Annotated in this window: 3 protein-coding genes; 1 reads left to right on the top strand and 2 read right to left on the bottom strand. The window is 70.7% G+C overall.

Annotated elements, in window-relative coordinates:
• Positions 1–1,762: penicillin acylase family protein (locus B2R83_RS20375; RefSeq protein ID WP_292044450.1), on the top strand; the 1,762-nt coding region annotated here is incomplete at its 5' end.
• A gap of 44 nt (positions 1,763–1,806) precedes the next feature.
• Here B2R83_RS20375 and B2R83_RS20370 read toward each other — a convergent pair.
• Positions 1,807–3,966 (bottom strand): putative bifunctional diguanylate cyclase/phosphodiesterase, encoded by a 2,160-nt coding sequence (locus B2R83_RS20370; RefSeq protein ID WP_292044448.1) that lies wholly within the window; start codon positions 3,964–3,966, stop codon positions 1,807–1,809.
• A gap of 1 nt (position 3,967) precedes the next feature.
• Positions 3,968–4,850: response regulator (locus B2R83_RS20365; protein ID WP_292044446.1), on the bottom strand; the 883-nt coding region annotated here is incomplete at its 5' end.

Below are 4,850 nucleotides of genomic sequence, written 5' to 3'. Positions count from 1 at the left end.
GGAGGCGAGCCGCTGGGATGCGACGCTGGATGCCGGCGCGGGCGTGGCGCCCCCTGGCGAGGCGCCGCTGCCGCCCAGGGCGCCGGCCTGGTGGGGCGCGGAGCCAACGCCGCCGGCGCAGCTGGCCGGCGCCGCCTTCGTCGACTCGGTCGGCAGCAACAACTACGCGGTGGCGGGCAGCCGCAGCGCCAGCGGCGCGGCCATCGTCGCCGACGACATGCACCTTGGCCTGCAACTGCCGAACATCTGGTACCGCGTGGCGCTGCGCTTCCCCGACCCGAAGGGCGGGCAGCGGCGCCTGGCCGGCGTCAGCCTGCCCGGCGCGCCGCCGACCATCATCGCCGGCAGCAACGGGCAGGTGGCCTGGGCCTTCACCAACAGCTACGCCGACCTGGTCGACCTGGTGCCGCTCGGCCTGGATGCGGCGCGCCCCGGCCAGGTGCGCCTGCCCGGCGGCTGGGAGACCCCGGCCAGCCACGTCGATATGATTGCCGTGAAGGGCGCGGATGCCGAGCGCGTCGTGGTGCGCGAGACCTCCCTGGGACCGATCCGCGAAGCGGGCGGGCGCCAGTACGCGGTGCGCTGGATCGCGCACGACCCGGCCGCGATCAACCTCAACCACCTGAAGCTGGAGACGGCGGGCAGCGTGGACGAGGCGCTGGCCATCGCCGCCATCGACGGCATTCCGGCTCAGAATTTCGTGGCGGGCGATGCCGCCGGCAACATCGGCTGGACCATCGCCGGCCTGCTGCCGCAGCGCGCGACGGCGGCGCTGGCGACCACCTTCCCGCTGGAGGAAGGCGTGCCCACCTGGAGCGCGCCGCTGGCGCCGCAGCGCTATCCGCGCGTGCTCAATCCGGCCGACGGCCAGATCACCACCGCCAACAGCCGCCAGCTGATGGGCGAGGGCGCCGACCTGATCGGGGACGGCGGCTTCGACCTCGGCGCCCGCAACCGCCAGCTGGCCGACGGCCTGCGCGCCCTCGGGCCGAAGCTCGACGTGCGCCGGGCCGCCAGCGCGGCGCTGGACGACCGCGCCCTCTTCATCGGACGCTGGCGCGAACGCGCACTAAGAGCGCTCGACCCCCAGGCGCTCGCGGGCCAGCCGCAGCGCGCCGAATTCCGCCGCCTGCTCGAGACCAGCTGGGACGGCCATGCCAGCGTCGGTTCGGTCGGCTACCGGCTGGCGCGCAACTATATGTGGGCCCTGAACGAGCTGCTGTTCGGGCGCGTCAACAAGGAACTGGCCGCGCTCGACCCGAAAGCCACGCTGGCCAGCGCCACCACCCGCTGGCCCGACGTGCTCGCGCGCCTGCTCGATGCCCGTCCCGCCGGCTGGCTGCCGCCGGGCTATCGCGACTGGCGCGCCGTCGAGCTGGCCGCGGTCGACCGCGTGATCCAGGACTTGACGCAAGGCGGGCAGGCGCTGGCGCAGGCCAGCTGGGGCAAGCGCAATACGGCGGCGATCGCGCATCCGATCAGCATCGCGGTGCCGGCCCTGGCGCCGCTGCTGGGGGCGCCGCCCGACCAGCTGCCGGGCGACTCCAACATGCCACGCGTGGCGGGACCGAAATTCGGGCAGTCGGAGCGCATGACGGTGTCGCCCGGGCGCGAAGAGGAGGGGCTTTACAACATGCCGGGCGGGCAGAGCGGACATCCGCTGTCGCCGTTCTTCCTGGGGGGGCACAAGGAGTGGGTGGAAGCCAAGCCGGTGCCGCTGTTGCCGGGGCCGGCCAGGTATACGCTGCGTTTCGTGCCGTGAAGAGCTTGCGATGATGGGGGTTCGTAGCGTGGCGGCACCATCGCTTATTTCGCGGGCAAGAGCAGCGGCGCCTGCAGCATCCCGGTAATCGTGTCCGCGCTCGACGGATGTCCCAGGTAGTATCCCTGCACCATGTCGCAGCCATACTGCTCGAGCAGCAGCAGCTGTTCGCCGGTCTCGACGCCCTCGGCCACCACCACCATCTTGAGCCCGTGCGCCATCGCGATGATGGCGCGGGTGATGGCGGCGTTCTCCGAATCCTGCGGCAGGCCGTTGATGAAGCTGCGGTCGATCTTCAGCGCGCGCACGTCGAAGCGCTTCAGATAGTTCATCGACGAGTAGCCGGTGCCGAAGTCGTCGATCGACAGGTACACCCCGATGCCGCGCAGCTGCTCCAGCGTGACCAGGGTGGCGCGCGCGTCGTCCATCAGCGTGCCCTCGGTGAGTTCGAGCTCCAGCAGGCGCGGCTCCAGCCCGGCATCCAACAGGGCCGAGTGCACCATCTGCGACAGGTTCTCGTCCTTGAACTGCTTGGCCGAGAGGTTGACCGCCATGCGGATCATGCGCTGGGCGTGGCGCTGCCAGGACCTGGCCTGGCGGCAGGCGGTGCGCAGCACCCATTCGCCGATCGGCACGATCAGGCCGGTCTCCTCGGCCAGGGGGATGAACTCGGTCGGCGGCACCAGCCCGCGCTCCGGGTGGCGCCAGCGCACCAGCGCCTCGACCCCGACGATCTCGGAAGTGCGCACGTCGCGCTGCGGCTGGTACACCAGGTACAGCTCGTCGTTCTGCAGCGCGCGGCGCAATCCGACCTCGAGCTTCACGTGGCTCATGATCTGCATGGTCAGCGAGGAGCTGTACAGCTTCGCGTTGTTCTTGCCGCAGTTCTTGGCGTGGTACATCGCGGTGTCGGCGAACTTGAGCAGCGAGCCGCAATCGTCGCCGTCTTCCGGGAACAGCGAGATGCCGATGCTGGCGGTCACGAAAATCTCGTTGCCCTCGATCAGGAAGGGCCGCCGCATCGCTTCCTTCACACGGGTAGCAACGTTCAGCGCATGCTCGACCCGCTCCAGGTCCGGGATCAGGATGGTGAACTCGTCGCCGCCCAGGCGCGCCAGGTTGGTGGTGTGGTCGGCCTTTTCGGCGCTTGAACCGCTGCTCGAGCCATCCCCGCGCGACACCAGGTCGCTCGGCCGGGTGGTCTCGCGCAGGCGCTCGGACACCATCTTGAGCAGCTGGTCGCCGGCATTGTGGCCCAGCGTGTCGTTGATGCGCTTGAAGGCGTCGAGGTCCATGAACAGCACCGCGAACTTCTTGTTGCCGATCTTCGAGCGCTGCAGCTCGCGTTCCAGCGTCTCCAGGAAGGCCTGGCGGTTCGGGATGCCGGTCAGGCTGTCGCAGTAGGCGAGGCGCCGGATCTGCTCTTCGGCGCGCTTGCGTTCGCTGATGTCGCGCACCAGGCCGAGCACCTGCGAGTCGCCGGTGGCGACCAGCCGCGCCTCGAAGTGCTGGGACTCGCCGCAGTGTTCGAGCTCGTACTCGACCGAGCGCACCTGCTGGATGGCCAGCACGGTGCGCATCTGTTCCAGCATGCGCGCGGCGATGGCGGGCGGCAGCACGTCGGTGATGTGCTTGCCGATGCAGGGCTGGGAGGTGGCGTGCCTGCGGTTCGGCCGGCCCCGGCCCGGACGCTCATGGCCCGGCTCGTAGTCGAGGTAGAAGCCGTCGCGGTCGAGGCGGAAGAAGGTGTCGGGGATCGCGGCCAGCACCGCACGGTTCTGGGCGTCGGCGATGCGCAGGCGCGCGATGGCGTCGCTGGCGCGCAGCACGTAGAGCACGCGGTGGCCGAGGATCGGCCAGTTGATCGGCTTGGAGACGAAGTCGGTGGCGCCGGCCTCGTAGGCGCGCGTGACCGCCTCAAGGTCGTCGCCGCCGGTGACCATCACGATCGGCACGCTGGCGCCGTCGGCTTCCGCGTCGCGGATCGCTTCGCAGGCGGCGAAGCCGTCCATGCGCGGCATCTCGACGTCCATCAGGATCAGGTCGGGCGAGCGCGAGCGCGCCAGCTCGACAGCAAGCGCGCCGTCGGCTGCCTCGATCGCGTCCAGCCCGACCTGGGCCAGCATCTCGAGCATCAGCATGCGCATGACCGGGTCGTCGTCGGCGACCAGGACCGTTCCGCGCTTCGGTGGAGAGGAAGGCATGTCAGGTTTCCTTTTCAAGCATGGCGTGGAGCGAATGGCGCACGGTCTGGAATTCGTGTTCCATGTCGGTGAGGATGCGGTCCGCGCCATCGACCGTGTCGGCGCGCCCGAGCTGTTCGAGTTCCTTGCACAGCGTCGCCAGGCGCGCGGCGCCGATGTTGGCGCTGGCCGATTTCAGGCTGTGGGCGACGCGCCGCACGCTGCCGGCATCCATGCCCTCGACCGCCTCGCGCAGCGTTGCCAGGTGGCGCGGCGTGTCGCCCACATAGGCGGCGATGACCTTGTGCACCAGCGCATCGCCGCCGTCGCGGCTGAGCGCCCGGATGTTGTCGAGCGCGACCCGGTTGACCGACTCGCGCTGGATCACCTCGACCGTCTCGGGCGGCAGGCGCGGCGGCGCATCCAGGTGGTGGCTGGTGGCGGCCAGCGGCACCGCGACCCAGCGGCCGATCACCGCCGCCAGCTGCTGCTGGGTAAAGGGTTTCGAGAGGTAGTCGTCCATGCCGGCGGCCAGGCAGGCTTCGCGGTCGCCCTGCAGCGCGTTGGCGGTGATCGCGATGACCGGCAGGGTGCGTGCGCGGCCCGCCTCGCGTTCGTGGCGGCGGATCGCGGCGGTGGCCGCGAAGCCGTCCATCACCGGCATCTGGCAATCCATCAGCACCGCATCGAAGCCGCCGGTGCGCACCGCCTGCAGCGCTTCCTGGCCGTTGCGCGCGCAGGTGGCCTCGATCCCCAGGCTTTCCAGCATCGCCTTCGCGACTTCGACGTTGACCGGGTTGTCTTCCGCCAGCAGGATCCGGCGCGCGCGCGCGCGCGGCGCCGGACGCGGCGTGGCGGGGGGCCGCGCGTGGAACTCCGCACGCGGCGCCGCGCAGTGCCTGGCC

The organism is Massilia sp. UBA6681 (genome assembly GCF_002454935.1).
Taxonomy (GTDB): Bacteria; Pseudomonadota; Gammaproteobacteria; order Burkholderiales; family Burkholderiaceae_D; genus Telluria; species Telluria varians.
Note: the sequence above shows the minus strand (reverse complement) of the source record. Positions and strands in the feature narration are given on the sequence as shown.

What these genes read in the sequence shown, in the direction of transcription:
- B2R83_RS20370 (WP_292044448.1), bottom strand. Translation starts at nt 3,966, where the DNA reads ATGCCTTCCTCTCCACCGAAGCGCGGAACGGTCCTGGTCGCCGACGAC.